Origin of the sequence: Stutzerimonas kunmingensis (assembly GCF_002929225.1) — a bacterium.
In the GTDB taxonomy this organism is placed as follows: Bacteria; Pseudomonadota; Gammaproteobacteria; order Pseudomonadales; family Pseudomonadaceae; genus Stutzerimonas.
Window position 1 is genome coordinate 258,242 of sequence record NZ_PISM01000022.1, and the last position, 25,458, is coordinate 283,699.

Here is a 25,458-nt window from a genome sequence, read left to right on the forward strand (position 1 = left end):
GCAGACCGGTCAGCTCTGCCGTAGTTCGGCCTGCAGCTCATCCAGCGCCGCCTGGCGCTCGCCGTCCTGCAGGCGGGCGCCGGGGTTGAGAGAAGACCACTCGGGATGCGCGCGGCAGCGCTGCAGCGCATCGGGTAGCTTGCCCTCGCGCCAGCCCTGATCCTGCGGTGTGGCCAGGCGGATCGCTTCCGTGGCAGCGTGCCCTCGGGTGGCGAGCACGGCGAGCAGCTGGCGTTGGCGCAGGGCGAGCAGGCGCAGCACGGCGTCATCGACGCTCAGTTCACGCTGGCCCTTTAGTTTGCCCAGCAGGCGATTGCCATAGTGCCGCGCGGTCTGCGCGCCGCCGCCGGCAAGGGCGCCGAGCAGTGCCGCCGCGCCGAGGGTGATGCCGCCGACCATCAGGTCGACCCCAGCACCGGCGGCCGCGCCTGCGGCCATACCACTGCCGATCTTCACGCCCAGCTGCTTGAGTGTTTCCGGATTGAACACGTCGTCGCCCCAGCGGCCGTCGAGCAGTGGCAGGTCGCTTGCCGCCGCCTGCTCCTTGCGGAAGGCGTACAGGCGCAGCAGGGCCTCGACGCAGCGCTGCTCGCGGCCGCGCACGGCGTCGTGCAGTTCACGAATGGCGCCGCGCTCCAGTTCCGGCTGTGCGGCCACGCTGCGTCGGCAGGCGGCGACGTCTACCAGTAGCTCGGCGATCAGCCGCTGGCCGCTGACCAGGCGCGCCGCGGCCTGTGCTTCATGGTCCTCGATCAGCCGCTGCAGCTTGGGCCGCGCCTGTTCCAGCAGCAGCGCCAGGCTTTCGTACAGCCGGCGCTCGCCGTCCACGGGGGGCGCCACGCTGTCGAAGCGCACCAGTGCATGCAGGCCGAGACGGGCCAGCGCCTGACGCCATTCCTCCTCGCGATGGCCGGGCTGGGCGACGAAGTTGAGCACCGGCAGCAGCGGCTTGCCGCAGCCGGCGAGTACCGCCAGCTCGTCCTTGTACTTGGCCAGTACCGGCTCGCGGGCATCAATCACGTAGAGCCCGGCATCGCTGGCGAGCAACTGGCGCAGCACCTTGGCTTCCTGCTCGAAGCGCTGGCGCGCCTCGCTGCCGTCGAGAAAGCGTGCGGTTCGCGCCGGGCCGTCGAGGCGTTCGCCGGGGCGCTCCACGCGTTCCAGGTAATCGAGCAGGGCGATGGCATCTTCCAGGCCGGGGGTGTCGTACAACTCCAGCAGCGCCTCGCCGTCCACCGACAGCCGTGCGCCTTCGACATGGCGGGTGGTGCTGGGACGGTGCGAAACCTCGCCGAAGCCTGCATCACGGGTCAGGGTGCGCAGCAGCGAGGTCTTGCCGACATTGGTATGGCCGACCACGGCGAGCTTCAGGGCTTCAGTCATGTCCGCTCTCCAGCCAGCCGAGCGGCGTCGTATTGGAATGGGGCAGGCCCAGGGCGTCCAGCGCCTGGTGCCAGTCATTCAGACGCGCACTGTCCAGCGCCTCGCCCGGCGGTGCCTGCAGCAGCCAGACCCGTGTCGCCGCGGCACAGCGCGACAGTTCGCCGATCAGCGCCAGCGTGCCGCGATCCGGCGAGCGTCGGGGGTCGCAGGCGATGGCCAGGCGTGCCGGTGGAAAACGGCTGAGCTGATCGAGTAGCCGCCGGCGCCCCTCGCGATCGTCGAGGATGCCGGCATCGGCGATGCCCTTGGATAGAGCCGGTGGCCAGGGGCGACTGCCGTCCAGCTCGATGGCCACCAGCACGGCGCCGGCACTGCCATCAAGCTGGGCGCCGGCGCTGGGAGCGTGCAGTTGGGCGGGTGCTGCATCACTGATACCGAGTCGCTCGCTGGGCGGCTGCAGGCGTTCGCGCAGCAGGCGATAGGCCGGCAGGCTCAGGTCGAGCTTCAACGCGGCACGACCGCGGCGCCAGCGCCACAGGCTGAACCCCGCCAGCAGCAGCCGCGGCAGCAGCCCATAGATCAGCAGCACGCCGACCAGCCAGCCGGCCCAGAGCTGGCGGGCACCTTCCAGATCACCGCCGAGCGTGCCGCTGGCGCGGATCTGCCCGGCATCCGGCACGCTGAAGCCGAGCAGTGCCGGCAGCGCGCCGAGGGCCTGGGTCAGGCCGACGAAGGCGCTTTCACCGAGAATGGTGGTCTCCCAGACGAAGCCATAGCGCCGCGTAGCCAGTAGCGCCAGTAATGTCAGCATCGAGCTGCCCATCGCCAGCAGCCACAGGCCATGCACGCCGACGCCCAGCAGCCAGCGACCTAGTCGGCGCTGGTGCAATACGCTCAGCAGCGCTGGTGCCAGTTGCGCGGCGCGGGCGTCGCGGGCGAGCTTTTCGCTCTGCCAGAGCCACAGCCGCCCCAGCGCACCGCCGCTGTCGCCAGCGAAGAGCAGGCCGAGCAGCCAGCCAAGCAGGGTCAGCAGATTCAGCCCGAGCAGGCTGCCCAGCGCCCAGAACACATTGACCGGTCGCTGCCCGTCGCCCAGTGCAGCGAAGGCCAGGCCGGCGCCGGTGAAGACCGCGAGCAGTGCCAGCACGAACCCACCCAGCCGTGCGCCCTGACGCCAGTGCAGGAGCGCTTCGACCAAGCCATCACGGCGGGCCAGCCAGAGCGCGCGCTGTTCGATCAGGGCCGGCAGGTCGCCGCCTTGGGCGCGGGCCTGGCGGTTGGCTTCGTCATCCTCCAGCGGCCCGGCATGCTCTTCGCGCAGGCGCACGGCTTCGGTCAGCCAGAGGCGGTCGAGCGTATCGAGATCAGGGGTGGGGCGGGCTATCACACGGCATCTCGCTGGCGGGTCGTGCCTTGAGGATAACCGCTGCCGTGGGGAACGGGAAAACGGGGAGCCGTTGCGGCTCCCCGCTGTGGCCGTCAGTCGGCGTTGCGCAGGCGCACGGCGATGTCGGGCTGGTCGATGAATAGGCCATCGATACCGGCGTCGAGGAAGGTGCGAATCTCCGTTTCACTGTCGCCGCGTTCGTGGCGCTTGTCGCTGCTGCGCAGGTTGGCCGGGAGGAAGGTGTTTTCCGCGCGGAAGGTGTACGGGTGGACCTTGAGGCCGGCGGCGTGGGCGGCGGCGACGAAGCCGGTCGGCGTGCCGAGGTTGCCGTTGGCATCACGCGGGATGATGTAGCTCTTCTCCGGACCGACGCCGGCGGCGTAGCGGGAGATATCCTTGAGCCCGGCCGACGTCGCCATCTGCGCATAGGTCAGCTTGCTGCCGCGCACCTGCTGGTCATACGGCTGGCCGGAGCTGAACAGCTGCACCAGGCGCAGCTGGGTCAGGCGGCTGAGGGTCTTGAGGTTGTCCACTTCGAACGACTGGATATACACCGGCGCCTGCCGCCCGACGTAGCCGTTGCGCGTAAGGATGCGCACCAGTGGCTTTTCCATGGCCAGGCCAAGCTGCTGGAAGTGCGTCGGGTGCTTGGTTTCCGGGTACAGGCCGATGCGCCGGCCCTGGCTCAGCTGCAGGGTTTTCACTAGGTCGATGATTTCCTGCAGGGTCGGGATCTCCAGGCTGCCGTCGAGGCGCGCGTTGCCCGGGCGGGTATCCGGGATACGCTCGATGGCGCGCAGGGTCTTCAGTTCGGCGAGGGTGAAGTCTTCGCTGAACCAGCCGGTAAGGGTGACGCCATCGACCTGCTGGGTGCGCTTGCGATCGGCAAACTCGGGGCGCTGCGAGACGTCGGTGGTCAGGCCCAGCTCGTTGTCGTGACGGGCGACGATCTGTCCGTCGCGGGTCATCACCAGATCCGGCTCGATGTAGTCGGCGCCCTGGAAAACGGCCAGCGCATAGGCGGCCAGGGTGTGCTCCGGCAGGTAGCCGCTGGCGCCGCGGTGGGCGATCACCAGCGGCGTCGGCTCGCCCCGCGCAACCTGGTGTTTCGCGGCGTGTTCATCCGGCGCAGCGAAGCCGGTGAGCGGTAGCAACAGGCTGCAGGCGGTCAGCCAGCGGCGAAGGGAAGCGGTGGTCTTGCGGGCCATTTCGGCATCTCCTCGGTTTGGATGTCACAGCCTGAGGCACTTGCATGACCGGACTTTGACGCTGCGGTGCCGCTTGTATTGCAAAGCGATGAAGCCGACGAACGGCTGACGCTGCGATTTCTGTTCGACTCAATGTGGCCAACAGCGCTGCAGTAAGACACGGCCCTCTGATATTCTCGCCGCCATGAATCAGACCCGCCTTCCCCTCGCCATGATCGCTGCTCTCGCTGAGCGGCACGTGATCGGGCGTGACAACATCATGCCCTGGCACCTGCCCGCCGATCTCAAGCATTTCAAGGCCATGACCCTCGGCAAACCGATCATCATGGGCCGCAAGACCTGGGATTCGCTCGGCCGTCCGCTGCCGGGGCGGCTCAACCTGGTGGTCAGTCGCCAGGCGGATCTGCAGCTCGACGGCGCGGAAACCTTCACCGACCTGGATGCCGCGCTGGTGCGTGCCGAGCAGTGGGCGCGTGAGCAGGGCGTCGACGAGCTGATGCTGATCGGCGGTGCGCAGCTGTACGCCCAGGCGCTGGGGCAGGCGCAGCGGCTGTACCTCACGCGTATCGATGCGGCTCCCGAAGGCGATGCGTTCTTTCCAGAATTCGACGAAGCTGAGTGGCAGTGCGTCGAAAGCCGGCCACATCCGGCTGAGGGCGAGGCACCAGGCTACCGTTTCGAAACCTGGCAAAAACAGAGCTGACCGGCACCCTCTTCGCTTGATCGGCGCCAAATCTTTCGCGGGCCGCAGCTTCTATGCTGGCCCGTCGCTGTCGTAACGAGAAATCTCATGCAACCTGACAAATCCGACGCCCCGGAAGCCGAGCGCGTTGCCGCGATCTTCGTCCGCCACCCGCTGTGGGAGGATGGTCTGGCGCTGCTCACCGGCACCGCGCTGGTCGCCCTTGGCATTGCCTTCTACAGCCATGCCGGGCTGCTCACCGGCGGCACCGTTGGGCTGGCGTTCCTGCTCAAGTACCTGGCCGGCTGGTCCTTCGGCCCAGTGTTCTTCCTGCTCAACCTGCCGTTCTACGCGCTGGCGATCTGGCGCATGGGCTGGCAGTTCACCCTGCGCACCGTCTGTGCGGTGGGGCTGGTCTCGCTGTTCGCCGAACTGACCCCGCAATGGGTGCGCTTCGCCGAGCTGAATGTGGTCTACGCCGCTGTGTTTGGCGGGTTCGCCATCGGCATCGGCCTGCTGATCCTGTTCCGCCATCGCGCCAGTCTTGGTGGGGTGAACATCCTCGCGCTGTTCCTGCAGGAGCGTTTCGGCCTGCGCGCCGGCACCTTCCAGATGGGTATCGACGCGCTGATCGTCATGGCCGCGGTGTTCGTCGTGCCGGCGGACAAGGTGCTGCTGTCGGTACTCGGCGCCGTGGCGCTGAATCTGGTGCTGGCGATCAATCACCGCGCCGATCGCTACATGGGCGTCAGCTGAGGCTGATCAGCTCGACCTGTGCATCACCGTCGTTCAACTCCAGCAGCGCCAGGCTGATCGGCAGGCTGAAGCGTCGCGGACCGGCGCTGCCCGGGTTGATGTAGAGCACGCCGTCGCGCCGCTCGACCTTCGGTTTGTGCGAGTGGCCGGCGATCACCACGTCGATGCCGGCGGCGAGCGGATCGATATCCAGCTGCTTGAGGTCGTGCAGCACGTGCAGGGTGAGACCGCCGATGCGCAGATCCAGTCGCTCGGGCAGCTCTAGCGCCCAGTCAGCCGTATCGATATTGCCGCGAATCGCCTCCAGCGGCGCGATGGCGCGCAGCCCGTCGAGCACCTGCGGTTTGCCGATATCGCCGGCGTGAATGATCTGCGCGCAACCCTGCAGCGCCGCCAACGCCTCAGGGCGGAGCAGGCCGTGGGTGTCGGAGATCAGGCCGATGCGCATACCGGTTTTCCTTGAAAAGACATCGTTAGGACATCCGACCCTTGGCCGGCCGCTGTGGTTGCGGCAGGCTTGGGACCCTCGGGTCGAGGAGTCTGGCATGGATCGAGTGGATTGCGTGGTGGTGGGTGCGGGAGTGGTCGGGCTGGCGGTGGCACGCACGCTGGCGCTGGCCGGCCGCGAGGTGCTGATACTGGAAGCCGAAGCGGCCTTCGGCACCGCTACCAGCGCGCGCAACAGCGAAGTCATCCACGCCGGCATCTACTACCCGCAGGGCTCGCTCAAAGGCCGGCTGTGCGTCGCCGGGCGCCGCCAGCTCTACGGTTTCTGCGACAGCCATGGCGTGGCCTATCGCCGCTGCGGCAAGCTGATCGTTGCCACCGACGAGGCCCAGATCGCTGCGCTGGAGCAATTGCAGCGGCACGCGCAGGCCAATGGGGTCGACGATCTGCAGCGTCTGGATGGCCACGAGGTGCTGACGCTGGAACCGCAGCTACATGCGCTGGCTGGGCTGCTTTCGCCAAGCACCGGCATCATCGACAGCCACGCGCTGATGCTGGCACTGCTGGGCGATGCCGAGCGCCACGGCGCGGTGCTGGCGCTGAACGCGTCGGTAACGGCGATCACGGCTGGCAGCGAAGGCTTGCAGGTCGAGGTGGGCGGCGCCGATCCGCTGCAGCTGCTGGCCCGCACCGTGGTGAACTGCGCCGGGCATGGCGCGCCTATCCTCGCCGCGCGCACCGCCGGGTTGGACCCGGTGGTGCGGCCGCGGCAGTACTTCGCCAAGGGCAGTTATTTCAGCCTGGCCGGGCGCACACCGTTTCGCCATCTGGTCTATCCGCTTCCGGAGCCCGGCGGGCTTGGCGTGCACCTGACCCTGGACCTGGCGGGTCAGGCGCGTTTCGGCCCGGATGTGCAGTGGGTCGAGGACCTGGACTACCGCATCGAGCCGGAACGGGCCAATGGCTTCTACGCGGCGATCCGCCGTTACTGGCCGGGGCTGCCGGACGATTCGCTGCAACCGGCCTACACCGGCATCCGCCCGAAGATCAGCGGGCCCGGCGAGGCGGCCGCGGACTTTCGCATCGATGGCCCGGCGCAGCACGGTATCGCCGGCCTGGTGAACCTGTTCGGCATCGAATCGCCGGGACTGACCGCCTGTCTGGCGATTGCCGAACACGTCTGCGGGCTGCTCGACCCTGAGCCATTGGCGACCTGATCACGCGCTGTCGCACCTGCGTTGCGGCCCGTCCGGGCGGGTAGCACACTGCAACCCGCCGCGATCGGACGGCGCAATCACCGGCAAAAGGAATGTGCATGGAACAGACAGGCGAAGCTCGACCGCTGAAAGTCTATCTGGCGGTCGGATTGCTGCAGGGGTTGACGCTCTGGGCGGCCAGCGAGGCCTGGCCGCACGCTGCTGGCTGGCGCGTGCTGTGCTCGGCACTGCTGGCCTTCACGGTGATTGGCGGCTGGCAGTTGCAGCTGCTCTGGGGCGATCTGCGCGCGGCCGGGCGCTGGCGCCTGGTCCTTGCCGCAGCCCTGTTGCCGGCCGTGCTGGCGGGCGGTCTCGCACTGCAGTTCGACCAGCCGCGCTGGTATTACCTGGGTGAATCCGTCGGCACCCTGCTGCTCTGGAGCAACCTGATCCTGGCCTATGTGCTGACACCCTTCATCCAGGCGCGGGATGTCGATCATCGCTGGCGTGTCGACTACGCCGCTCTGTACCGGCATGCCATCAACAACGGCCTGCTGCTGTTCATGGCACTGCTGATGCTGGCGGCGTTCTGGCTGCTGATCTGGCTCTGGGCCGGCCTGTTCAAGTTGGTCGGCATCAGGATCTTCTCAACGCTGTTCGAGTCCTCCGGCTTTATCTGGATCGCCAGCGCGACGGTTGTCGCCATCGGGCTGTGGATCGGGCTGGAGCGCGGCCAGGTGGTCGATGCGCTGCGCAATGTGCTGCAGGCGATGTGTCGCTTCCTGCTGCCGCTGACGGTGCTGATCCTGCTGCTGTTCGTGGTCTGCCTGCCTTTTACCGGCCTGCAGCCATTGTGGGAGACCCGCCACGCGACGCCGATCCTACTGGCCATGGTGTTCGCCCATGTCGCGCTGCTCAACGGCGTCATTCAGGATGGCCGGCAAGCGGTGCATTACCCGCGAGCGCTGCGCGTGCTGGTCGACGCCAGCTCCCTGTGCCTGCCGCTTCTGGCAGGGCTTGCGATTTACGCGCTCTGGCTGCGGATCGGCCAGTACGGGCTCACGCCTGATCGGGTGGTGGCGGTCGGTGCGACGCTGGTTGCCCTGCTGCATGCGCTGGCGCTGATGGCAGCGGTGCTGCAACGGCGGGATGGATGGCTGGCCGGCCTGCGCCAGAGCAATCCGCTGCTGGCGCTGGTGTCGGTGGCACTGTTGCTGCTCATGCATTTGCCACCGTTGAGCCCGTTGCAGCTCAGCGCAGCCAACCAGTACCAGCGCCTGCTCGACGAGCAGGTGCCGGCAGAACGCACCGATCTCGGCGCACTGCGCTTTCAGCTGGGGCAACCCGGTCGCGACCAGCTCGAAAAGCTGCGTCAGCGCGTGGTCGAGCCTGGTCTCGCAGACGCGCGACGGGAGCAACTGCAGGCAGACCTGCAGCGACTGGACAAGGCCGACAGCTACTGGAACTGGCGACACGAGCACGATATGGCCAATACCGCACCGGTGCCCTGGATCGGCGAGCCTCTCGAGGATGCCGGTGGCGCGTTGGCACAGGCCATCGCGACCCAGGGCTGTGACGGGGACTGCGCCCTGTTCGCCGTCGATCTGGATGACGACAGCCAGCCCGAGGTGCTGCTGCTACGCGGTGCGCGGCAGCGGATCGTGACGGTGCTGGGGCGTGGCGATACCGGTACTTGGCGATGGATCGGGCACCTTCGCACGACCGATCAGCAAACCCTCGACGGCGAGACCCTCAAGCAGCAGATCGAGCGTGGCGCTTTGCAGGTGGTAGCGCCGCGCTTCAAGGCGCTGGAAATCGACGGCATCCGTCTGGAACCGGCGATTACCGAATAGTCTGCTGAGCATGAAAAAGCCCGACGCGAAGGTCGGGCTTTTCATTTACAGCGAGCAAGCCTGGCGATCAGCCGTCCAGCATCGCCTTGTTGCGCACCGCACCCTTGTCGGCGCTGGTGGCGAGCAGGGCGTAGGCCTTGAGCGCCGTCGTCACCTTACGAGTGCGTGGCTGGGCGGGCTTCCAGCCTTTCTTGTCCTGCTCGATGCGGCGGTGGGACAGTTCTTCATCGCTGACCTGCAGCTGGATGCTGCGGTTGGGGATGTCGATCAGCACCTTGTCGCCGTCCTGCACCAGCCCGATGGCGCCGCCCGCAGCCGCTTCCGGCGAGGCGTGGCCGATGGACAGGCCTGAGGTGCCGCCGGAGAAGCGGCCATCGGTGAGCAGGGCGCACTCCTTGCCCAGTCCCTTGGACTTCAGGTACGAGGTCGGGTAGAGCATTTCCTGCATGCCCGGGCCGCCCTTCGGGCCTTCGTAGCGAATGATGACGATGTCGCCAGCCTTCACTTCGTCATTGAGGATGCCTTTGACGGCGCTGTCCTGGCTTTCGAAGATCTTGGCGGTGCCTTCGAAGACGTGGATGGATTCATCCACTCCAGCGGTTTTCACCACGCAGCCATCGAGGGCGATGTTGCCGTAGAGCACGGCCAGGCCGCCTTCCTGGGAATAGGCATGCTCGACGCTGCGAATGCAGCCTTCGGCGCGGTCCAGGTCCAGGGTGTCCCAGCGGGTCGACTGGCTGAATGCCGTCTGCGTCGGAATACCGGCCGGGCCGGCCTTGAAGAAGGTGTGCACCGCTTCGTCTTGGGTCTGGGTGATGTCCCACTGCGCGATGCCTTCAGCAAGCGTCCGGCTGTGCACGGTGGGGACGTCGGTGTGCAGCAGGCCGCCACGGGCGAGCTCACCAAGAATGGAGAAAATGCCGCCGGCGCGGTGCACGTCTTCCATGTGGTACTTCTGGATGTTCGGCGCGACCTTGCACAGCTGCGGAACCTTGCGTGACAGGGCATCGATGGCGCGCAGGTCGAAGTCGACCTCGGCTTCCTGAGCGGCGGCCAGCAGATGCAGGATGGTGTTAGTCGAGCCACCCATGGCGATATCGAGCGTCATGGCGTTTTCGAACGCGCGGCGGCTGGCGATGTTGCGCGGCAGGACGGATTCGTCGCCCTCGCCGTAATAGCGCTGGCACAGCTCTACGATGGTGCGGCCGGCGCGCAGGAACAGCTGCTCGCGGTCGCTGTGCGTAGCGAGGGTCGAGCCGTTGCCGGGCAGGGCAAGCCCTAAGGCTTCGGCCAGGCAGTTCATCGAGTTGGCAGTGAACATGCCGGAGCAGCTGCCGCAGGTCGGGCAGGCACTGCGCTCGTATTCGGCGACCTTCTCGTCCGAGGCGCTTTCATCGGCCGCGATAACCATGGCGTCGACCAGGTCCAGGCCGTGGCTGGCCAGCTTGGTCTTGCCGGCTTCCATCGGGCCGCCTGAAACGAACACCACCGGGATGTTCAGGCGCAGGGCGGCCATCAGCATGCCGGGGGTGATCTTGTCGCAGTTGGAGATGCAGACAATGGCGTCGGCGCAATGCGCATTGACCATGTACTCCACCGAATCGGCGATGATCTCGCGCGAAGGCAGCGAATAGAGCATGCCGTCGTGGCCCATGGCGATGCCGTCATCGACTGCGATGGTGTTGAATTCCTTGGCGACGCCGCCGGCCTTTTCGATCTCGCGGGCGACCAGCTGGCCCAGGTCTTTGAGGTGCACGTGGCCAGGCACGAACTGGGTGAAGGAGTTGGCGATGGCGATGATCGGCTTCTTGAAGTCTTCATCCTTCATGCCGGTGGCACGCCACAGCGCGCGGGCGCCGGCCATGTTGCGGCCGTGCGTGGAGGTTTTCGAGCGGTAATCAGGCATGACGGTTCCTGCGGCTGATCAGGTAATCGGAGGTATGCGTATGGTGAGCAACGCCTGTGCCGGATGCAACGGAGGATGACCGTGCGTTCGGAAGGGGCCGGGTCGAGGCGGGTAGACGCTCGTAGGGCCTGGGCTCAGAGTCCGCCGTGTGGTGAATGGCGAGATATCACCGATTCTACGCACGTTCCGGCAGCCGGGCCAGGCGGGACGATTGCCGGTCCAGCGCTATCCCGCATGCCAGCGGCCCGGAGCGGCTGGATAGGGCGTGAGGCCTGCGCATCGGCCGCCTTTTTCGGCGTATGACCGCCGGTCCACTTGACTGGCAGGTCGAGGATCGCTCGCTAGAGTCCAAACCCGACCGTTTCGCTGGTGACTGCACCTTGTCTTGCCGCTGGCCAGCGAGCGGTCGCCTCGCCATGGGTGCGCGTTCTGCGGAGTAGCGGGCAGTCGATGATGGGCGAGGCGTCCTTATACCAACGATAAGAACGAGGAATGCAGATGCACAAATTCACACGTCTATACCTGAGCGCCGCTGCTCTGGTGGCCCTATCCGCAACCGCCGCCGCCGCCCCCCTGCCGGACACACCCGGAGCACCATTTCCCTCGGTTTCGAGCTTCGACAATTCCGGCCCCTACGCCGTCACCAGTCAGAGCGAAGGGCCGAGCTGCCGCATCTACCGGCCACGCACGCTGGGCCAGGATGGCGTCAGGCATCCGGTCATCCTCTGGGGTAATGGTACCGGCACCGGGCCGACGACTTATTCAGGGCTGCTGACCCACTGGGCCAGCCATGGCTTCGTGGTGGCCGCGGCGGAAACCTCGAATGCCGGCACCGGGCGCGACATGCTGGCCTGCCTCGATTACCTGGTACAGGAAAGCAATCGCACCTACGGCACCTACGTCGGCGTGTTGAACACCGGGCGCGTCGCCACATCGGGCCACTCCCAGGGCGGTGGAGGCTCGATCATGGCCGGGCAGGATGATCGCGTGAAGGTCACCGCGCCGATCCAGCCGTACACCATCGGTCTTGGCCATGACTCGTCGTCGCAGCGCAACCAGCGCGGGCCGATGTTCCTGATGTCCGGGGGTGCCGACACGATCGCCATCCCCTATCTGAATGCGCAGCCGGTCTATACCCGCGCCAATGTGCCGATCTTCTGGGGGGAAAGGCGCTATGTCAGTCACTTCGAGCCGGTGGGTGATGGCGGGGCTTATCGCGGACCGACGACGGCCTGGTTCCGTTATCACCTGATGGACGACGAGAGTGCGCGTGGCACCTTCTACGGACGTTTCTGCGGGTTGTGCACCAGCCTGCTGTGGAGCGATCAGCGCAAGGGCATCGAGTAGCACCGCACGTTGAAACCTTCGCCCGCACTGCCGGGCGGAGGTTTCATGGCGATACGGTAGGCGCGTGTGCCGCCCCTCAGCTGTTGGGCAGGATGCGGCAGGTCAGGCTCTTGATGTAGCGGGTTTCCGCGATCGCCGGATGCACCGGATGATCCGGGCCCTGGGCGCCGCGTTCGAGCAGCTGGATATTGCGGTCCAGATGGCGTGCGCTGCCGAGCAGGATGTTCTGCAGGTGATCTTCTTCCAGGTGCATGGAACAGCTGGCGCTGACCAGGATGCCGTCCTTGTTCAGCAGGCGCATCGCGGCTTCGTTGAGGCGGCGGTAGGCGGCCTCGCCGTTCTTGATGTCCTTCTTGCGCTTGATGAAGGCCGGCGGGTCGGTGATGACCACGTCGAAGCGTTCCTCGGCGTTCTTCAGTTCCTTCATCGCCTCGAAGGCATCACCCTCGACGCAGGTCATCTTCTCCGCCACGCCGTTGAGTGCGGCGTTGCGCTCCACGCCATCCAGGGCGAAAGCCGAGGCGTCGACGCAGAACACCTCGCTGGCACCGAAGGCCGCCGCCTGCACGCCCCAGCCGCCGATGTAGCTGAACAGATCGAGTACGCGCTTGCCCTTCACGTAGGGCGCCAGGCGCGCGCGATTCATGCGGTGGTCGTAGAACCAGCCGGTCTTCTGGCCCTGCAGCACCGGCGCCTCGAACTTCACGCCGTTCTCTTCCAGCGCGACCCACTCCGGCACCACGCCGAACGCCGTATCGACGTAACGCTCCAGGCCTTCGGCATCGCGGGCGCTGGAGTCGTTTTTCCACAGCACGCCGCGCGGCTTGAGCACCTGGACCAACGCCTCCAGCACGGCATCCTTGTTGCGCTCCATGGTCGCCGACGCCAGCTGCACCACCAGATGGTCGTGGAAGCGATCCACCACCAGGCCCGGCAGAAGATCGGAATCGCCATAGATCAGGCGGTAGCACGGCTGATCGAACAGGCGATCACGCAGCGATAGGGCGACCTGAATGCGGTGCACCAGCAATGACTTATCCAGGCTGTGCTTGAGATCGCGTGACAGCAGGCGCGCACAGATCAGGTTGTTCGGCGATACCCCGACGATGCCCAGCGGCTTGCCGCCGGCGGCTTCGAGTACGGCCTGATCCCCGGCAACGAAGCCCGCCAGCGGCGTGGCCGCGGTGTCCACCTCGTTGCTGTAGACCCACAGATGGCCGGCGCGCAGGCGGCGATCGGCGTTGGCTTTGAGGCGCAGGCTGGGCAGGGTCATCGGCGGGGCTCCGGGAAAAAGACGGGCATTCTAAACGAGCGGCAGGCCACGCGCGCCGGCGCTGCCGGAAATTCCTCGCAGCGCCCGTCACGCATCACCGGTCAGGCGGACAGGGCTTGAATCAGCGCCTGGCTGAACGCTGGGATGTCATCCGGCTTGCGGCTGCTGATCAGTTGACCGTCCACCACCACCTCCTGATCCACCCAATCGGCGCCGGCGTTCTTCAGGTCGTCGGTAAGCGACGGCCAGCTGGTCATGCGCTTGCCCTTGACCAGTCCGGCCGAGATCAGCAGCCAGCCGCCGTGACAGATCACCGCGATCGGCTTGTTCGCCGCGGCGGCGTCGCGTACCAGCTTTTGTGCGCTTTCGTCGGTGCGAATGGTGTCGGAGTTGACCACCCCGCCGGGCAGCAGCACGGCGTCATAGTCATTCATATCGAGGTCGTCGAAGGTCTTGTCCACATGAAACTTGCTGGCCGGGGTGGTGTGGTTCCAGCCGGTCACTTCGCCATTCTTGGCGGAGACGATCTGCGCTGTCGCACCGGCCTTCTCCAGCGCTTCCTGCGGGCCGGTCAGCTCGACCTGCTCGAAGCCGTCGGTCACCAGGATTGCCACGCGCTTGCCGTTGAGGGATTGGGTCATGAGCATGCCTCCGTCTGTCTGTCGGTAACGCTCGCCGAATGCGAGTCACTTGAAATGGGACCCGCATCTCAGCCAAAGTTCGCCCTTTCGTGCCGATGGCACTTTGCCTTCTAGTCGAGCGTCCCCCTCATGGCCGTTGAACTCTCCGCCGAACAGATCCGCCGGGTGCTGCAAGGCATCAGCGTGCCGCCGCAGCCGCAGATCATGGTCGACCTGCAGATGGAGCAGGTCATGCCGGTGCCCGATCTGAAAGCCATCGCCCGGCTGATCAGTCAGGACCCGGGGCTTTCGGGGGCGCTGCTCAAGCTGGTCAACTCGCCGCATTTCGGTCTGGCCAACCGCATCGCTTCCATCCAGCAGGCGGTGAACCTGCTGGGCTGCAATTCGGTGATCAACCTGATCAATGCGCAGTCGATCAAGGGCGAGATGAGCGACGAGACCATCGTCACGCTCAGCCGCTTCTGGGACAGCGCGCAGGACGTGGCCATGGCCTGCCTGACCCTGGCCAAGCGCATCGGCTACCAGTCGCCGGACGAGGCCTACACCCTCGGGCTGTTCCACAATTGCGGCATCCCGCTGATGCTCAAGCGCTTCCCCGGCTACATGAGTGTGCTGGAAGAGGCCTACGCCAGCACCGGAGACGGCCAGCGCATCGTCGATATCGAGAATCGCGTGCTCAGCACCAACCATGCGGTGGTCGGCTACTTCACCGCCAAATCGTGGAACCTGCCGCTGCACCTGTGCGATGCCATCGCCAATCACCATAACGCGCTGTCGCTGTTCGCCGACGACTCGGGGCGCGACGCGCCGATCAAGACGCTGCTGGCGATCCTCAAGATGGCCGAGCACATCTGCGCCTGTCATCGGGTGCTCGGCGCGCAGCCGGACGATCACGAGTGGGACCGCGTGTCGCAGCTGGTGCTCGAGTACGTCGGGCTGTCGGAATACGATTTCGTCTGCCTCAAGGAAAGCATCCGCGAGCTGGGCGTGGGCTGACGGCCCGGCGCCGGCCTGCTAAGGTCGGCATCCCTTCGCTGTATCCAACGTCCCGCCATGCCCGAACTTCCCGAAGTCGAAACTACCCGCCGTGGTATCGAGCCATACCTTGTTGGTCAGCGTGTCAGCCGCGTGCTGGTGCGTGACCGGCGGTTGCGCTGGCCGATCCCGGAAGACCTCGATGTGCGTCTGTCCGGCCAACGCATCCAAGCCGTCGAGCGTCGTGCCAAATACCTGCTGATCAAGGCCGAGAGCGGCACGCTGATCGTTCATCTGGGCATGTCCGGAAGCCTGCGTCTGGTTGACTCGGCATTGCCGGCGGCCAAGCACGAGCACGTCGATATCCTGCTGGAGTCCGGCCAGGCGCTGCGCTACACCGATCCGCGGCGCTTCGGCGCGATGCTCTGGAGCCACGAGCCGCTCGCCCATGTGTTGCTCGCCAGTCTCGGGCCCGAGCCGCTCGGCGAGGATTTCGACGGTGACCGTTTGTATAGGCTGTCGCGTGGGCGCAGCATGGCGGTCAAGCCGTTCATCATGGACAACGCGGTAGTGGTGGGCGTCGGCAACATCTATGCGAGCGAGGCACTGTTCGCCGCCGGGATCGATCCGCGGCGGCCGGCTGGGAGCATCTCGCGAGCGCGTTACCTGAAACTGGGCGAGGAAATCCGGCGGATACTGGCGATGGCCATCGAGCGTGGCGGCACAACCTTGCGCGATTTCGTCGGCGGCGATGGCAAGCCCGGCTATTTTCAGCAGGAGCTGTTCGTCTACGGGCGGGCCGGCGAATTCTGCAAGAACTGCGGCGGCACGCTGCGTGAGATTCGCCTCGGTCAGCGCGCCAGCGTGTATTGCGCTCGCTGCCAGCGTTGAGCGGCTGGCGGAACTGTGCATGCGTTGACGGCGTTCACGCTCAGCGTGCCCCGGCCACTGCTATAGTGGCCGCCACAACTAAAAATTGCCGCGTTTCGCACATCTGAAGGACCACACCATGAATCTGTTCCGCTCTACCGCTGCTGTCTTGGCACTGACCACTGGCCTGCTGGCGCTGCCGGCACATGCGGAGTCGGTCCCGCAGAACGCCAGTGGTGATCCGATGTACTCCGTAGAAGCGCCCAAGGCCTACTCCATGGTCGGTGACCTGATCATCGCCCGCCCGCTGCTGATCGCCGCGACTGCCATCGGCGCCGGTGTTTTCGTTGTCAGCCTGCCGTTCACCGCCTTGGGCGGCAACGTCGGCGAGGCTGGCAAGGCGCTGGTCGTCGAGCCGGGCAAAGCGGCGTTCGTACGCTGCCTGGGCTGCACCACCAGCGGTTACAACGCCCAGCGTTGATCGACGTCATCCGCATCGCGACTGGCAGGGCCTGAGCCTTCCGGTCGCGGTGTTGCTGCAGTAGGCTTCGCCTCCCATCCCGCGCCGCGAAGCCCCCTCCTTGAACAGCCGCTTCTTCAAGACATTTCTGCCCATCGTGGGCCTACTGATGTTGTCCTGGTCGTTCTGGGCTAGTGACGGATGGCTCGAGCTGTGCGCGGGACTCGCCCTGTTCCTGTTCGGCATGCAATGCCTCGAAGAGGGGCTGCGCCAACTGGCCGGTAGCAAGCTCGAACAGCTGCTGACGCGCAGTACGGCGACGCCGCTCAAGGGCCTGATGTTCGGCATGAGCGGCACCATGCTGCTGCAGTCCAGCACGCTGGTCTCGTTGCTCACCATCGCGTTCATCAGCACCGGGCTGATCAAGCTTGCCGGCGGTATCGCCATTCTGTTCGGCGCCAATCTCGGCTCTACCACGGGTATCTGGCTGCTGGCACTGGCCGGGCAGAACGTCAGCCTGAGTCCGCTGGCCTTGCCGCTGCTGGTTTTCGGGGTGCTGGCCAGCTTCACCGGCGACAAGGGCAAGGCGGCCGGGCGTATCGTGCTCGGCATAGCTTTCATCTTTCTCGGCATCGATCAGATCAAGACCGGTTTCTCCAGCTTCGGTGGCATGGACCTGTCGCAGTACCACGCTGGCGGTCTGGCCGGGCAACTGATGTTCGTCGCGATCGGCCTGTTTGCCACGGTGGTGCTGCAGTCCAGCCATGCCACATTGATGCTGACGCTGACCGCTTTGGCTACCGGCCAGCTGGATCTCGGCCAGGCGCTGGCGACCGCGATCGGCGCCAATGTCGGCACGAGCGTCACCACTGCGTTCGTCGGCTCGCTCGGCGGCAACCGCAGTGGTCAGCGCCTGGCGCTGGCCCATGTACTGTTCAACGTGACTACCGCCGTGCTGGCCATCGCGCTGCTGCTGCCGTTGACCTGGCTGGTCGAGTGGCTGGTCGCGCCGCTCGGCCTGGCTGAAAACCGCCTGATTCAGCTGGCGCTGTTCCATACGCTGTTCAACGCCATGGGTGTGCTGCTGTTCTGGCCGTGGCAGGCGCAGCTGGCAAACCTGCTGTTGCGCGTGTTGCCCGAGCGAGTCGAACCGACGGTGCTGATCACCGAGCTTGCGCCTGCTCGACCGGAGGAGCCGACCCGCGCGCGCTACCTGAATGACCGTGCGCTGGACTCCGCGGATGCTGCCGCCAGCGCCGTGGCGCAGGAGCTGCAGCATCTGGCGCGCCTGAGTCTCGAGGTGATTTGCCATGCCACCTATCTGCCGGTGGACCAGCTGCGCCAGCAGGGACGGATTGACGAGGCGCTGATCAACGCGAAGCCCGACGCCCAGGCCCTGGATGCCGAGCGGCTGTATCAGCGGCACATCAAGGGCGTGTATTCCGATCTGCTGACCTTCATGGGGCGTCTGGAGCTGCCGCTGGACGAGAGCCACCAGGCGTTCTGGTTGAGCTGCCAGGTTGCGGCGCTGCAGCTGGTGGACGCGGTCAAGGATGCCAAGCACCTGCAGAAGAACCTCGGCCACTACCTGCGCACCGATGACTCCGCGGCGCGCCAGGCGTATGTCGAGCTGCGTCGGCATTTGCTGGAGTCGTTGCGCGAGATCCGCGCGCTCAACCACTCGGAGCTGCCCGATGAGCTATGGCGCGAGCGCTTGAACTGGCTGGACGAGCACGCTGCGAAGTTCGATGCGGAGTTTCGCCGGCGCCTGTTCGAGTCGATCCGCAACCAGAAGCTGGACGGTTTGCAGAGCAGTTCGCTGATGAACGACCTGGGCTACGCCAGCCGCATCATTCAGAGTCTGCGCAACGCCTTGCTGCTCGGTGAGGGCCATGAGCTGACGCGGCAGCTGCGTCAGCTCGCTGAGGACGAAGGCCCGGTCATTCTGCAGCTGTAACCGGCTCGCGGCGTGCTGGCACCATCAGTGCCTGGCCGATGCCGCGCGGGTCGCTGGCCGCCTCGACCGTGCCGCTCGGCTTGTGCCAATAGAGCACCTGCTGGTTGCCGTAGTCGCGTTCGATCAGCCTGGGCTGGTGGCCGCGCGCGCGCAGGGTGTCCAGCTGTGCCGGGGTGAACGCGTCGGCTTCGTACTGCAGTACGTCGGGCAGGTACTGGTGGTGATAGCGCGGCACTGCCGGCCAGGCCTGCACCGGTTCGCCATCCAGGTAAGACAGTGCCGAAAGCAGCACCATGCTCGGGATGCGGCTGCCGCCGGGCGTGCCGAAGGCTGCGAACTCCTCGGCGCTTTCGATGAAAGTCGGGCTCATGCTCGACAGCGGACGCTTGCCGCCGGAGATGGCGTTGGCGCTGCTGCCCTTCAGGCCATAGGCATTGCTGCCGTCGATGTCGGCGGCGAAATCGTCCATCTCGTCGTTGAGCAGCACACCGGTGCCGGGCACGCTGAAGGCGGCACCGAACATCATGTTCAGCGATAGCGTCGCCGCCACCGCGTTGCCTTCGGCATCGATCACCGCGAAGTGGGTGGTGTGCTCGCCCTCGCGCCAGCGTGGCGCTGGCGGCAATACGTTGCTAGGTGTGGCCTGGTCGGGGTCGATGGAGCTGGCAAGCTGGGCCAGATACTGGTCTGACAGTAGACGTCGCTGCGGTGACGCGACGAAATCCGGATCGCCCAGCAGACCTCGGTCGCGATAGGCCCGGCGCAACGCCTCGACCACCAGATGACTGCGTTGCAGCGGTTCGGTGTCGCGCCAGGACAGGCGTTCGAGAATGCCCAGGCTCTGCGCGAGGATCATGCCGCCGGCTGACGGCGGTGGCGCGCCGATCAGCTCACGACCATTGGCGAGGGTGAAGCGTAGTGGCTCGCGCTCGACGGTGTGGTAGTCGGCCAGATCCTCCAGCGACCAGATGCCGCCGGCGGCGCGCACGCCTTGCACCAATTTCTTTGCGAACTCGCCGCGGTAGAAGCCGTCGTGACCGTGCATGGCCAGGCGCTCCAGGGTTTTCGCCAGCTCCGGCTGGCGCAGCAGATGGCCTTCGGCTGGCAGGTCCCCGTCGCGGAGAAACAGCCGCGCGCTCTCCGGATCGTCACGCAACGCCGCGAGGCGCCAGCCGGCGCGCTGGCGATAGACGGCATCCACCGCAAAGCCGTCGCGGGCCAGGGCGATGGCCGGCGCCAGGGTGGTCTTCAGGGGCAGGCGGCCGCGCTTTTCGGCGAGCTCGACCAGTGCGGCCGGCGTGCCGGGTATCGCCGCGGCCAGCGGGCCATTCAGCGAAAGCTCGCGCCGGATCTTGCCGTCGCGCAGGTACATATCCGGCGAGGCAGCGGCGGGTGCGCGCTCGCGGGCGTCGAGGAAACTGTGGTGGGGGGATTCGCCGGCTTCGCGCAGCAGAAAGAAGCCGCCGCCGCCAAGTCCGGAGCCGTATGGCTCGACCACCGCCAGGGCGGCGCTGACTGCAACGGTGGCATCGAAGGCGTTGCCGCCGGCTTCGAGAATGCGCCGGCCAACTTCACTGGCCAGCGGATGGGCCGTGGCGACGGCGCCGTTTGCAAGAGGGTTGCCCTGGGCCGCGCAGGCGAGCAGCAGGAGGGCGGCGAGACAACCCTGGAGGTCCCTGAGCAGGCGGGTCCTTCGGGTCGGTCGCCGCGAGAGCATCACGCCTTGCCGGTGATGATCAGGTACTTCTGCATCAGTTCGTCCTTGCTCTCGACGTTGTTCTCGTCGAGCGGGATGCAGTCCACCGGGCAGACCTGCTGGCACTGTGGCTCGTCGTAGTGGCCGACGCATTCGGTGCAGAGGTTGGGGTCGATGACGTAGATTTCCTCGCCCTGGGAAATGGCGCTGTTCGGGCACTCTGGCTCGCACACATCGCAGTTGATGCAGTCATCGGTGATTTTCAGGGACATCCAGCGAACTCCTGCCGTGGCTCGAACCACGGCACAGCAATATTACGACCGGGCAATTGTGCCGCATCGCCGGCCAGCGTGCACTCGACGCGGCCCGACGGGCATCGTCAGTTCTGGCCGAAGCGCTCGTGCAACGCGCTCATCACCGCCGGGTGGACGAATTTGGATACGTCACCCTTGAGCGAGGCAATCTCCCTAACCAGCGTCGAGGAAATATAGGAGTACTTTTCCGACGGCGTGAGGAACAGGCTTTCCACATCGGGCGCCAGCTGGCGGTTCATGTTGGCCAGCTGGAACTCGTACTCGAAGTCCGAAACCGCACGCAGCCCGCGCAGCAGGATGTTGGCCTGCTGCTCCTTGACGAAGTGCGCCAGCAGCGTGGAGAAACCCATGACCTTCACGTTCGGCAGGTGCTTGGTGACTTCTTGAGCCAGCGCCACACGTTGCTCGAGCGGGAACAGCGGGTTCTTCTTGGGGTTGGCCGCCACGGCGATGATGACCTCGTCGAACAGGCGCGAAGCGCGTTCCACCAGATCGGCGTGGCCCATGGTGATGGGATCGAAGGTTCCCGGATACAACACTCGATTCATCGCGGCGTCCTGACGCATGCGTGGGGGGTGGATGGTAGCGGCTCGGTGTCGACAGCGTAAAGCCTGAATGCCATGCCGCGATCTGTCGTGAATGACAGTCAATCTCAGGACTTCTGCAGGCGATCACCCAGTTCCGTGGCGAGTTTGGCGCACAGCGCATAGATCGACAGCTGGGGATTGGCGCCGATGCTGGTGGGGAACAGTGAGCCGTCGTGTATCGACAGGTTGGCCAGCTGATGGTGCCGACCGAGGCTGTCGGTGATGGCCTGGCGTGGGTCATCACCCATGGCGCAACCGCCCATGACGTGGGCGCTGCCAAGACGGGTGCGATACAGCGCAAGGTCCAGACCCTCGATCAGCTCCCGGGCGGCGCGGGGCGTGCGCACGTAATGGGCGTCGGCATGCAGGGGCAGCACGGCGCGCGCACCGGCGGCGAACTGGGTCTCGGCCATGCTCAGAAAGGCGCGGCGGATACCGTTCCAGGCATAGTCGGTCATGCGGTAGTCGAGCGCCGGGCTGCCGTCGCTGCGCAGCTCGACCGTGCCCTCGGCGCTGTCCTGATGAAAGCCGTCGCGCTGCAGTGCGATCATCGCGTGAGTATGCGGCAGCTCGGCCATGCGCTGCGCATTCTCCGGGCCGAAGTCGCCGAGCAGGGTGGCCGCGAGCGCGGGATGGATGGGCGGTACTTCGAGCTTGTAGCCCGCCGGCCCGGCAATCCCGTCGCGCCACTGGAAGTGGTCGGAATAGATCGACTGTGGCGCGCCGCTGAAGGCGTCGATGCGCTCGTCGAATTGCGCCGCGGAGAAGTTGGTCAGATGCAGGAAGGTGCGCTTGCCGACGCGCTGATGCGGGTCGGGCGCCTGCGAGCGCAGCAGCAGCGCCGGCGTGTTGATGCCGCCGCCGGCGAGTATGTAGTGCCTGGCGACGACGCGGATGCGCCGCCCGTTCGGTTCCACGCAGCGGTCGTCCATGCCCAGACAGTCCAGGCCGACGACCCGCTCGCCCTGCATCAGCAGGCGTTCGGCGCGGGCGAGGTAGAGCAGTGCGCCGTCCTTATCCAGCAGCGCCGGAATGCTGGTGACCAGCATCGACTGCTTGGCGTTGGTCGGGCAGCCCATGCCGCAATAGCCTAGGTTCCAGCAGCCACGTACGTTGCGCGGGATCACCGCCCAGTGCTGGCCGAGACTTTCGCAGCCGCGCTGCAGCACCGCGTTGTTGGCATTCGGCGGCACGGCCCAGGGCGCGATGCCGAGGCGCTGTTCCATCCGTTCGAACCAGGGTTGCAGCGCCTCGACCGACAGCCCGCTGACGCCGTGCTCGCTGGCCCAGTGCTGCAATGTTTGCGGCGGTGTGCGAAAGCTCGAGGTCCAGTTCACCAGCGTGGTGCCGCCGACCGCGCGGCCCTGCAGGATGGTGATGGCGCCGTCCTTGCTCGTACGGCCGATGGCTTCCTGATAGAGCGAGCGGTAGGCGCGGGCTTCCTGCATGTCGAAGTCGCTGCTGGTGCACAGCGGGCCTTCTTCGATCAGCAGCACCTTGTAGCCCGCGGTGCTCAGCACTTCTGCACTGGTGGCGCCGCCTGCGCCGCTGCCGACGATGGCGATGTCGGCCTCCAGGGTCAGATCGCCCTCCGGCCGCGAGCCGTCGTAGGTGGTCCAGCCGCGGGCGAGGCCTGCAGCAAACATGTCGGGAACGGGCACGGATGCCTCCTATCAGTCAGACCTTCGGTGGTCCGGGATAACCGCAGTGCGCCCAGGCGACGGGGCTGGCGTACCAGGCCATGAGGGTCATCTGCAGCAGCGAGGCATGACCCTGGCGCAGCAGGGCGAGCGAACTGTTCTGCCAGCGCTGCAGGAACGCGCGTATTTGGTCATCGGAGGCTGCGTCCCAGCTGCTCCAGATTCCGGTCAGCGGCCCGCGGGTCAGTGGCAGGCTGAGTACGTCGAACAGCTGGCGTACCTGGCTCAGCAGCGCGGGCGACAGGTGGTGCAGGCCCCCGTCCAGGCTGACGAGGGTGGTCTGCACGGCCTGCGGCATGTCACTGGGCGCCGTCGAGCCTTCCAGTAGCAACGGCGTTAGTCGGCGCAGCATGGGCAGATCGCTGTCACGCAACGCGAAGAAGCCGCTCGCCGGGCTGTCTGCCGAGGCGCTGAGGGTTCGGCTGAGCAGGCCGCCGCCAGCCAGGATGGCGCCGCCGAGCAGTCCGACCTTGAGCAGGCCGCGGCGATTGAGGGAAATCTCGTGCATTGCTCCAGCTCGCTTCAGCGGATGAACAGCGCATAGATCAGCTTCTGCCACCACCTGCCATAGGGCGGATAGATCAGTCGGGCGGCGTTGAAGCGCTGTTTGATGAACACACCCTTGGCCTTGCTGAAGGTGAGAAATCCCTCATGGCCGTGGTAGTGCCCCATGCCGGACGGGCCGACGCCACCAAACGGCAGATCGTCCTGGGCGACGTGCAGCAGGGTGTCATTCAGGCACACGCCGCCGGAGTGGGTGGTTTGCAGCATGCGCTGCTGCTCGCTGCGGTCGTAGCCGAAGTAGTAGAGCGCCAGCGGTCGTGGGCGCGTGTTGACGTAGGCCAGCGCCTGTTCGAGATCGTCGTAGGGCACGATCGGCAACAGCGGGCCGAAGATTTCCTCCTGCATCACGCGCATGTCGTCGGTGGTGTTCAGCAGCAGGCAGTGCGGCATGCGCCGTTGCTGCGCCTCGGCGAACAGCGGTACGACTCGCGCGCCCTTGGCCCGCGCATCGTCGAGGTAGTCCTGCAGTCGCGTCAGCTGACGCGCATTGATGATCGCGGTGTAGTCGGGATTGTTCGCAAGGCTCGGATACAGACGCTGTACCGCCTCACGGTAGGCACCGATGAAGCCCTCGACACGCTCGCGCGGCACCAGCACATAGTCCGGCGCGACGCAGGTCTGCCCGGCGTTCATGCACTTGCCGTAGGCGATGCGCTCGGCGGCATCGGCCAGCGGGACGCTGGCCGAGACGATCGCTGGCGACTTGCCACCGAGTTCCAGGGTCACCGGTGTCAGGTTCTCCGCTGCCGCGCGCATCACCTCGCGGCCGATGTGCGTCGAACCGGTGAACAGCAGATGATCGAACGGCAGCCGGGCGAAGGCCTGCCCGACCTCTACATCGCCGAGCACCACCGCTACCTGATCTTCAGGGAATATCTGCGCCAGCAGCTCCTTGAGCAGCTGCCCGGTGGCAGGCGTCGACTCGCTCATTTTCAGCATCACGCGATTGCCGGCGGCGAGCGCGCCGATCAGCGGCCCGATGGCCAGATAGAGCGGATAGTTCCACGGCACGATGATGCCGACCACGCCCAGCGGCTGGTAGACCACCCGTGCGCTGGCCGGCTGGAAGGCGAGGCCGACATGCCGGCGCGAGGGTTTCATCCAGCGCCGCAGGTGACGGCTGGCGTAACGGATGCCGTGCAGGCTGGGCATGATTTCCGCCAGCAGGGTTTCGTCGGCCGAACGATGCCCGAAATCCGCAGCGATTGCCTCGATCAGCGCCGGTTGATGGCCGGCCAGCACATCGCGCAGGGCGTCCAGCCAACGCAGGCGATCCTCTTCCGAGGGCATCGGTGCGGCGGTGAAGGCCGCACGTTGGCGGGCGAACAGAGCCTCCATGGTGACCAGCGCTTGCGGGATTTCGGCTGACATGCGGGCTCCTGATGCGATGTGCTGGAGGATTTCTAGAGTAATTACTCTAAACTGTCAACGAGACGTGCTTACCCGCCTGCTGGCGTGTACCGTTGCTTCCTTCGCTTCGCCGCCGAGAACTCGCCGCCTCATGGCATCCCGCACCAAGACCCGTGACCGCATCATCGAAGCCAGCCTGGGGCTGTTCAACGCTCAGGGCGAGCGGAACGTTACGACCAACCACATCGCCGCCCATCTCGGCATCTCGCCGGGCAATCTGTACTACCACTTCCCCAACAAGCAGGCGATCGTCGCAGAGCTGTTCGGGCAGTACGAATCGCGTGTCGACCAGTTCCTGCGCCTGCCGCCGGAGCGGGAAATGCAAGTCCAGGACAAGGCGCTTTACCTCGAAGCGCTGCTGGGCGCGATGTGGGATTACCGATTTCTCCATCGTGATCTGGAAGGCCTGCTGGATGCCAATCCGCAGCTCGCCCAGCGCTACCAGGCGTTCGCCGGCCGTTGCCTGCGGCATGCCCGGGCGATCTATCAGGGGTTCGTCGATGCCGGCATTCTGCTGATGGATCCCGCCCAGGTTGAGGACATCGCGCTTAACGCCTGGATCATAATCACGTCTTGGGTGCGCTTCCTTTCCACTAGTGGCATTCGTTCGGACCGGTTGAGCGAGGCCTTGCTGTGTCGGGGTGTTTATCAGGTGCTGGTATTGGAGGAGGGCGTTGTCGCCGACGCTGCGCGGGTGAATTATGGCGAGCTGTGTCGGCGGTTTCGGGTGCCGTTAGACGTAACTGTAAGGGAAGTATGGCACCTGGATTTCGAGCTGGATTGACATTTAATTGGCGCCATCTGCCGACAGGGTCAACCTTTCATCGGTGATGATGGCATTATGCT

23 protein-coding genes are annotated in these 25,458 nt (G+C 66.0%); 10 read left to right on the forward strand and 13 right to left on the reverse strand.

What is annotated here, in order from left to right:
* Positions 1-9 precede the first annotated feature (9 nt).
* From CW305_RS20480 to CW305_RS20490, 3 genes are all read right to left on the reverse strand, one after another.
* Positions 10-1,383: a DUF3482 domain-containing protein gene (locus tag CW305_RS20480; protein ID WP_104098814.1), complete on the reverse strand. Its 1,374-nt coding sequence runs from the start codon at positions 1,381-1,383 to the stop codon at positions 10-12.
* Entirely contained in the window at positions 1,376-2,770 is a 1,395-nt protein-coding gene (locus CW305_RS20485; RefSeq protein WP_104098815.1) for a DUF2868 domain-containing protein, read from the reverse strand. Before CW305_RS20485 ends, CW305_RS20480 begins: the two co-directional genes overlap by 8 nt.
* 92 nt (positions 2,771-2,862) lie before the next feature.
* The gene (locus CW305_RS20490; RefSeq protein ID WP_104098816.1) at positions 2,863-3,978 is read right to left on the reverse strand and encodes a glycerophosphodiester phosphodiesterase; all 1,116 of its coding nucleotides are present in this window, start codon (positions 3,976-3,978) and stop codon (positions 2,863-2,865) included.
* Between the two features lie 184 nt (positions 3,979-4,162).
* On the opposite strand from CW305_RS20490, the gene CW305_RS20495 reads away from it, so the two are divergent.
* The gene (locus CW305_RS20495) at positions 4,163-4,681 is read left to right on the forward strand and encodes a dihydrofolate reductase (RefSeq protein WP_104098817.1); all 519 of its coding nucleotides are present in this window, start codon (positions 4,163-4,165) and stop codon (positions 4,679-4,681) included.
* A gap of 87 nt (positions 4,682-4,768) precedes the next feature.
* Positions 4,769-5,416 (forward strand): YitT family protein, encoded by a 648-nt coding sequence (locus CW305_RS20500; RefSeq protein WP_014818699.1) that lies wholly within the window; start codon positions 4,769-4,771, stop codon positions 5,414-5,416.
* On the opposite strand, the gene CW305_RS20505 is transcribed toward CW305_RS20500, so the two are convergent.
* Positions 5,409-5,864, reverse strand: a complete 456-nt coding sequence (locus CW305_RS20505; RefSeq protein ID WP_044313907.1) for a metallophosphoesterase family protein — start codon at positions 5,862-5,864, stop codon at positions 5,409-5,411. The two genes, CW305_RS20500 and CW305_RS20505, sit on opposite strands and share 8 nt — an antisense overlap.
* A 97-nt stretch (positions 5,865-5,961) precedes the next feature.
* On the opposite strand from CW305_RS20505, the gene CW305_RS20510 reads away from it, so the two are divergent.
* Positions 5,962-7,080: an NAD(P)/FAD-dependent oxidoreductase gene (locus tag CW305_RS20510; RefSeq protein WP_104098818.1), complete on the forward strand. Its 1,119-nt coding sequence runs from the start codon at positions 5,962-5,964 to the stop codon at positions 7,078-7,080.
* Between the two features lie 98 nt (positions 7,081-7,178).
* Positions 7,179-8,912: a DUF4153 domain-containing protein gene (locus CW305_RS20515; RefSeq protein ID WP_104098819.1), complete on the forward strand. Its 1,734-nt coding sequence runs from the start codon at positions 7,179-7,181 to the stop codon at positions 8,910-8,912.
* Positions 8,913-8,979: 67 nt separating this feature from the next.
* Here CW305_RS20515 and ilvD read toward each other — a convergent pair whose 3' ends face one another.
* A complete protein-coding gene (gene ilvD, locus CW305_RS20520) occupies positions 8,980-10,818 on the reverse strand; it encodes a dihydroxy-acid dehydratase (protein ID WP_014818703.1) in 1,839 nt (612 codons plus the stop codon).
* Positions 10,819-11,316: 498 nt separating this feature from the next.
* On the opposite strand from ilvD, the gene CW305_RS20525 reads away from it, so the two are divergent.
* On the forward strand, positions 11,317-12,165 hold the full coding sequence (locus CW305_RS20525) for a poly(ethylene terephthalate) hydrolase family protein (RefSeq protein WP_014818704.1): 849 nt from the start codon (positions 11,317-11,319) through the stop codon (positions 12,163-12,165).
* Between the two features lie 76 nt (positions 12,166-12,241).
* Here CW305_RS20525 and CW305_RS20530 read toward each other — a convergent pair whose 3' ends face one another.
* Both CW305_RS20530 and CW305_RS20535 read right to left on the reverse strand, forming a co-directional pair.
* Positions 12,242-13,438, reverse strand: a complete 1,197-nt coding sequence (locus tag CW305_RS20530; RefSeq protein WP_090520777.1) for a class I SAM-dependent rRNA methyltransferase — start codon at positions 13,436-13,438, stop codon at positions 12,242-12,244.
* Between the two features lie 101 nt (positions 13,439-13,539).
* Positions 13,540-14,079 (reverse strand): type 1 glutamine amidotransferase domain-containing protein, encoded by a 540-nt coding sequence (locus CW305_RS20535; RefSeq protein WP_041015092.1) that lies wholly within the window; start codon positions 14,077-14,079, stop codon positions 13,540-13,542.
* Between the two features lie 129 nt (positions 14,080-14,208).
* On the opposite strand from CW305_RS20535, the gene CW305_RS20540 reads away from it, so the two are divergent.
* The 4 genes from CW305_RS20540 to CW305_RS20555 all read left to right on the forward strand — a co-directional run bounded on the left by CW305_RS20540 (position 14,209) and on the right by CW305_RS20555 (position 18,341).
* Entirely contained in the window at positions 14,209-15,075 is an 867-nt protein-coding gene (locus CW305_RS20540) for an HDOD domain-containing protein (RefSeq protein WP_104098820.1), read from the forward strand.
* A 57-nt stretch (positions 15,076-15,132) separates the two neighbouring features.
* Positions 15,133-15,945 (forward strand): bifunctional DNA-formamidopyrimidine glycosylase/DNA-(apurinic or apyrimidinic site) lyase, encoded by an 813-nt coding sequence (mutM, locus tag CW305_RS20545; protein ID WP_104098821.1) that lies wholly within the window; start codon positions 15,133-15,135, stop codon positions 15,943-15,945.
* Between the two features lie 118 nt (positions 15,946-16,063).
* Positions 16,064-16,405: a hypothetical protein gene (locus tag CW305_RS20550; protein WP_014818709.1), complete on the forward strand. Its 342-nt coding sequence runs from the start codon at positions 16,064-16,066 to the stop codon at positions 16,403-16,405.
* 148 nt (positions 16,406-16,553) lie between these two features.
* Positions 16,554-18,341: a Na/Pi cotransporter family protein gene (locus CW305_RS20555; protein ID WP_425444923.1), complete on the forward strand. Its 1,788-nt coding sequence runs from the start codon at positions 16,554-16,556 to the stop codon at positions 18,339-18,341.
* Here the strand turns inward: CW305_RS20555 and ggt are convergent.
* The 6 genes from ggt to CW305_RS20585 all read right to left on the reverse strand — a co-directional run bounded on the left by ggt (position 18,325) and on the right by CW305_RS20585 (position 24,573).
* Entirely contained in the window at positions 18,325-20,058 is a 1,734-nt protein-coding gene (gene ggt, locus CW305_RS20560) for a gamma-glutamyltransferase (RefSeq protein WP_104098823.1), read from the reverse strand. The two genes, CW305_RS20555 and ggt, sit on opposite strands and share 17 nt — an antisense overlap.
* Positions 20,058-20,309: a YfhL family 4Fe-4S dicluster ferredoxin gene (locus tag CW305_RS20565; RefSeq protein WP_003303200.1), complete on the reverse strand. Its 252-nt coding sequence runs from the start codon at positions 20,307-20,309 to the stop codon at positions 20,058-20,060. The genes ggt and CW305_RS20565 overlap by 1 nt, the downstream gene beginning before the upstream one ends.
* Positions 20,310-20,416: 107 nt before the next feature.
* Positions 20,417-20,899: a pantetheine-phosphate adenylyltransferase gene (coaD, locus tag CW305_RS20570; protein ID WP_014818712.1), complete on the reverse strand. Its 483-nt coding sequence runs from the start codon at positions 20,897-20,899 to the stop codon at positions 20,417-20,419.
* A gap of 104 nt (positions 20,900-21,003) precedes the next feature.
* Positions 21,004-22,599, reverse strand: coding sequence for a GMC family oxidoreductase (locus CW305_RS20575; protein ID WP_104098824.1), 1,596 nt, complete (start codon positions 22,597-22,599; stop codon positions 21,004-21,006).
* Positions 22,600-22,615: 16 nt separating this feature from the next.
* Positions 22,616-23,146, reverse strand: coding sequence for a twin-arginine translocation pathway signal protein (locus CW305_RS20580; RefSeq protein WP_104098825.1), 531 nt, complete (start codon positions 23,144-23,146; stop codon positions 22,616-22,618).
* A 14-nt stretch (positions 23,147-23,160) separates the two neighbouring features.
* Positions 23,161-24,573: a coniferyl aldehyde dehydrogenase gene (locus CW305_RS20585; protein WP_104098826.1), complete on the reverse strand. Its 1,413-nt coding sequence runs from the start codon at positions 24,571-24,573 to the stop codon at positions 23,161-23,163.
* Between the two features lie 130 nt (positions 24,574-24,703).
* Between CW305_RS20585 and CW305_RS20590 the strand changes: the two genes are divergently transcribed.
* Entirely contained in the window at positions 24,704-25,396 is a 693-nt protein-coding gene (locus tag CW305_RS20590; protein WP_023446905.1) for a TetR/AcrR family transcriptional regulator, read from the forward strand.
* Positions 25,397-25,458: the final 62 nt, after the last annotated feature.